General features: G+C 71.8%; 5 protein-coding genes and 1 pseudogene. All 6 read right to left on the bottom strand.

The genetic code is table 11. The features are described from left to right. Window positions 1-222 (bottom strand): annotated as a pseudogene (locus GV126_RS24115) (hypothetical protein); the annotation flags it as partial. A gap of 350 nt (window positions 223-572) precedes the next feature. After that, entirely contained in the window at window positions 573-950 is a 378-nt protein-coding gene (locus tag GV126_RS24110) for a helix-turn-helix domain-containing protein (RefSeq protein WP_028424438.1), read from the bottom strand. 109 nt (window positions 951-1,059) lie between these two features. Continuing rightward, entirely contained in the window at window positions 1,060-1,605 is a 546-nt protein-coding gene (locus tag GV126_RS24105) for a CinA family protein (RefSeq protein ID WP_159670430.1), read from the bottom strand. Continuing rightward, window positions 1,602-2,387 (bottom strand): CDP-diacylglycerol--glycerol-3-phosphate 3-phosphatidyltransferase, encoded by a 786-nt coding sequence (gene pgsA, locus GV126_RS24100; protein ID WP_159670427.1) that lies wholly within the window; start codon window positions 2,385-2,387, stop codon window positions 1,602-1,604. Before pgsA ends, GV126_RS24105 begins: the two co-directional genes overlap by 4 nt. Next, complete coding sequence (gene rimO, locus GV126_RS24095) at window positions 2,384-3,853, bottom strand: 30S ribosomal protein S12 methylthiotransferase RimO (RefSeq protein ID WP_159670424.1); 1,470 nt, start codon at window positions 3,851-3,853, stop codon at window positions 2,384-2,386. Before rimO ends, pgsA begins: the two co-directional genes overlap by 4 nt. A 103-nt stretch (window positions 3,854-3,956) precedes the next feature. Next, a partial coding sequence (locus GV126_RS24090; protein ID WP_159670421.1) for a DUF4115 domain-containing protein occupies window positions 3,957-4,250 on the bottom strand: 294 nt, incomplete at its 5' end.

Below are 4,250 nucleotides of genomic sequence, written 5' to 3'. Positions count from 1 at the left end.
GTCCTCACCGCTCCGCTCGTCGCCGCCGCCCCGGCCTTCGTCGCCGTCCTTGCCCTCCCTGGGCACGCAGTGCACCGGCAGCAGGCTCAGCCCCCAGCCGCCCGCCGCCACCGTCCCTTCGAGCACTCCGGCATCGTCCGACAGCAGCAGCCGCAGGACCGCCCACCACCACAGCGCGCCCAGCCCCACAGCGGCCCCCCAGCGCACCGCCGGCCCTGCCATCGCACCCACCGCACGCACACCTCCAGCCCGACGCTAGAACGCCGCCCCCGCGCGGCAGGAGGGCGCACCGGTGCACGCGGAGGCGCTCCTGCCGGCTCCTGGCGCCGGCGACCCGGGACGCAGCCCGCCTCCACCATCCCCCCGCGGCGGCGCGGGCACAAACGAAAGCCCCGGCCTGCGGGCTCCTCCGGTCTTCCCGGAGCAGCCCCGGCCGGGCCCTTGTGACGTCATGAGATGCACGCCGGTCGACGATCGTGCACACGGCGGGCGTTCCACCCGGCACCGTGCGCGGTCCACGCGCGCCGCCGGCTCACCGCTTCCGCGCGCCCGGTGCGCGCGTGCGCCGCGGATCAGGCGGCGACCACGTCCACCGCTTCGGCGGCGGGCGCCTTGATGGTCACCCGTTCCGGTGGCACACCGGTCACCGAGACGGAACCCAGCATCGGACGCACCGGCGTGGGCACGGGATCGGTGGCCGCAGCGGACTGGGCCAGCTCGGCGAGGGCCAGCTCGTCGCTGACTTCCCGCATCAGCTCGGACATCCGTACGTCCAGCGCGTCGCAGATGGCGGAGAGCAGTTCGGAGGAAGCCTCCTTCTGCCCCCGCTCCACCTCGGAGAGATAGCCGAGCGAGACTCGGGCGGACGAGGAGACTTCGCGCAGAGTACGGCCCTGGCGTTGGCGCTGCCGACGCAGCACGTCACCCAGCAGGCGACGGAGCAGAATCATCGGTGGCTCCCTCCTCGGACCGCGTAGCCGCATCCTTCACGCCCCACCGTACCGCCTCGCGCCGCGGCCGTGCGGGGAGCGATGTCGTGTTCACTCAGGGCTGCAAACATCAAAACCCCCCGTTCCGTTCCGTATCCTGTGCCCGCTCATTCCTGGTCTGTTCGCCCGCAATCTGCCCCAGAAGCAGTGCGAGTACGCTCCGTACAGTCTCCATACGAATTTCCGTCCGGCCGCCGTTCAACCGCAGCGCGGTCGTTTTCCCGCCACGGATGTCGCTCTCTCCCCTCCGGCCGGGTCCGGCCACGGCCACGAAGACCGTGCCGACGGGCCGGCCGTCCTGGGGGTCCGGTCCCGCGACTCCCGTGGTCGCGATGCCCCAGTCGGCGTCCAGTGCCGTGCGCACCCCGGCCGCCATCTGGGCCGCGACCTGCGGATCCACTGCCCCGTGCTGGGCCAGCAGAGTGGCGTCCACGCCCAGCAGCCGGTGCTTGAGGTCGGTGGCGTAAGCGGTGACCGAGCCCCGGAAGACCTTGGACGCCCCGGGCACGGAGGTGATCTCGGCGGCCACCAGTCCACCGGTCAGCGACTCGGCGACGGCGACCGTCTCACCCCTCACCGTGAGTAGTCCGACGACGTCGGCGGCCGGTGAACTCACCCTGGTGACTCCTCCAACGCTGCCCGGCGCTCGGCGATTCCCCGCCTGCGCAGCACAATGGCCTGTCTCACATAGTCGAGCCCGGTCACCACGGTCAACACCACGGCGACCGCCATCACCCAGAAGCGCAGGGACGCCAGCCATCCCGTCAGCGCCAGCACGTACATCCCGACGGCCACGCCCTGCGTGAGCGTCTTCAGCTTGCCGCCGCGGCTGGCGGGGATGACGCCGTAGCGGATGACCAGAAAGCGCAGCAGCGTGATGCCCAGCTCACGGCCGAGGATCACCCCCGTCACCCACCAGGGCAGGTCCCCGAGTCCGGAGAGACAGATCAGCGCCGCACCCATGATCGCCTTGTCGGCGATCGGGTCGGCGATCTTCCCGAAGTCGGTGACCAGGTCGTACGTCCGGGCCAGGTGGCCGTCGAACAGGTCGGTGATCATGGCGATGGCGAAGGCCGCCCAGGCGAACGACCGCCACGCCGGGTCGTACCCGCCGTTGGCCAGCATCAGCAGCACGAAGGCGGGCACCAGCAGCAGCCGGAGCATGGTCAGCAGGTTCGCGACGTTCCAGACGCTGGCCTGGTTCACGGCCGCCGCCGCGATCTTCCCGCCGCGCGCGGGCCGGCCGTCGCCCGGCTCCTGAGCCGCGCGGTCGGCTGCGCCCGGTCCGGGACCGGAGGTGCCGGCCGCGCCGGAGGCCCCGTCCGCGCCGGCACGGCTCGAGGCCGCCCCCCGCCCACCGGGGGGACCGCCCGCCGCGGACGCCGGGACTCCGGTCATCTGCCCGCCTCCTCGCCCACGAGGGCGCCCGGCAGCGGCTCCGCCACCAGGTCCACACCCTGGGCGCCGACCACCTTCGCCTCGACCATCCGGCCGACGCTCAGGCCCTCACCGCCGGTGAGCAGCACCTGCCCGTCCGTCTCGGGCGCCTGGTGCGCACCGCGGCCGACGACGCCCTCCTCCTCGTCCACGGACTCCACGAGTACCCGCACCGTCTCCCCGATGCGCTCCTCGGCCCGCTGCGAGACGAGTTCCTCGGCCAGCCGGGAGACACGCGCCAGCCGCTCGGCGACGACCTCGGGATCCAGCTTGTTGTCGTAGGTGGCGGCTTCGGTGCCCTCCTCGTCGGAGTAGCCGAAGACACCGATGGCGTCCAGGCGCGCGCCGTTGAGGAACCGCTCCAGTTCGGCCAGGTCGGCCTCGGACTCGCCGGGGAAGCCGACGATGAAGTTGGAGCGCACGCCGGCCTCGGGCGCCTTGGAGCGGATGGTGTCCAGCAGCTCCAGGAAGCGGTCGGTGTCACCGAAGCGGCGCATGGCGCGCAGCACGCCGGGCGCGGAGTGCTGGAAGGACAGGTCGAAGTACGGGGCGACCTTCGGGGTGGAGGTCAGCACGTCGATCAGGCCGGGGCGCATCTCGGCCGGCTGCAGGTAGCTGACGCGGATCCGCTCGATGCCCTCAACCTCGGCCAGCTCGGGCAGCAGCGACTCCAGCAGGCGGATGTCGCCGAGGTCCTTGCCGTAGGAGGTGTTGTTCTCGGAGACCAGCATGATCTCCTTGACGCCCTGCTCGGCCAGCCACCGCGTCTCGTTCAGCACGTCGCTGGGGCGGCGGGAGATGAAGGAGCCGCGGAAGGAGGGGATGGCGCAGAAGGAGCAGCGCCGGTCGCAGCCGGAGGCCAGCTTGACCGAGGCGACCGGGGAGCCGTCCAGGCGGCGGCGCAGGGGCGCGCGCGGGCCGGAGGCCGGGGCGACGCCCTCGGGCAGATCGGCGGGGCCGTGCCCCGGAATGGCGACGTCCGTGCCGGCCTGCTGCCGCTCCACCGGGCTGATCGGCAGCAGCTTGCGCCGGTCGCGCGGGGTGTGCGCGACGTGGCCGCCGCCGCTGAGGATGGTCTGCAGGCGTGCGGAGATGTCCGTGTAGTCGTCGAAGCCGAGCACGCCGTCGGCCTCGGGGAGGGCTTCGGCCAGCTCCTTGCCATACCGCTCGGCCATGCAGCCGACGGCGACGACGGCCTGCGTTCTGCCGTGGCCCTTGAGGTCGTTGGCCTCCAGCAGGGCGTCGACGGAGTCCTTCTTGGCGGCCTCCACGAAGCCACAGGTGTTGACCACGGCGACGTCCGCGTCCGCGGCGTCCTCCACGAGCTGCCAGCCGTCCGCCTCCAAACGGCCTGCGAGCTCCTCCGAGTCCACCTCGTTGCGGGCGCAGCCGAGAGTGACGAGTGCGACGGTACGGCGTTCAGGCATGGGCTCAAGACTACTTCGTCCCGCCGACAGCCCACGTCGAAGGGGTTGGCCGATCATGGCCGACCCCTTCTCCGCGCGTCCGCTCGCGTCCCTGGTCGGCGGGCTATCCGACCTGCGGGTCGCCCTTGGTGTAGGTGAGGCGTTCCACGGCGCCCGGCTGGAACTGGTCCTCGATCTTCTTGCCGTTGACGTAGAGCTGGATCGCTCCGGCGTCACCGAGGATCAGGTTGATCTTGGTGTTGTCCTGGAAGGTCTTCGACTCGCCCTTGTTGAGCAGTCCGTCGAAGAGCATGCGGCCGTTGTGGTCCTTGGCGGAGATCCAGCTGCGTCCGTTCGGGGCGCTGACCTGGACGGTCACCTTGTCCTGGGGGGCGGCCGCGATGGCACTGTCGGAGGG

Source organism: Streptomyces mexicanus (genome assembly GCF_902506575.1).
GTDB lineage: Bacteria > Actinomycetota > Actinomycetes > Streptomycetales > Streptomycetaceae > Streptomyces > Streptomyces mexicanus.
This window is presented reverse-complemented; position numbering and strand designations above follow the sequence as displayed.